Origin of the sequence: Olavius algarvensis spirochete endosymbiont (assembly GCA_900608495.1) — a bacterium.
Classification (GTDB): domain Bacteria; phylum Spirochaetota; class Spirochaetia; order DSM-2461; family DSM-2461; genus UBA2779.
Window position 1 is genome coordinate 1 of sequence record UWYT01000230.1, and the last position, 277, is coordinate 277.

General features: G+C 49.5%; 1 protein-coding gene. It reads left to right on the top strand.

Going from position 1 to position 277, the window contains the following annotated elements; all coding sequences use genetic code 11:
- On the top strand, positions 1-277 hold a 277-nt coding region (locus S1OALGB6SA_RS10270; protein WP_195910343.1), incomplete at both ends, for a hypothetical protein.

Genomic DNA, 277 nt, shown 5'->3' on the forward strand with positions numbered 1-277 from the left:
GTTGGACTTTTGCGACAGGGTTCAGATATTGCAAGTGCGGTGGGAGAGGGAGCCGTCGGTGTCACATTAGGAGCTGCGGCAACAGGGGCTGCTCCCGTCGCAACTGGTGCAGTAGCTGTGGGACTTGCTGCTGATGCTGTGGCTTTTGGAACCAGTTTAATGGCTGATGTTATTGAAGGAGAGTTGACAAGCCCCACGATAACCAAGGGAATAAATTTTGTACTAGGCTTTGCAGCTAAAAAAATCTCCCCTGGATTTAATAAGGCATCAAAGCGAT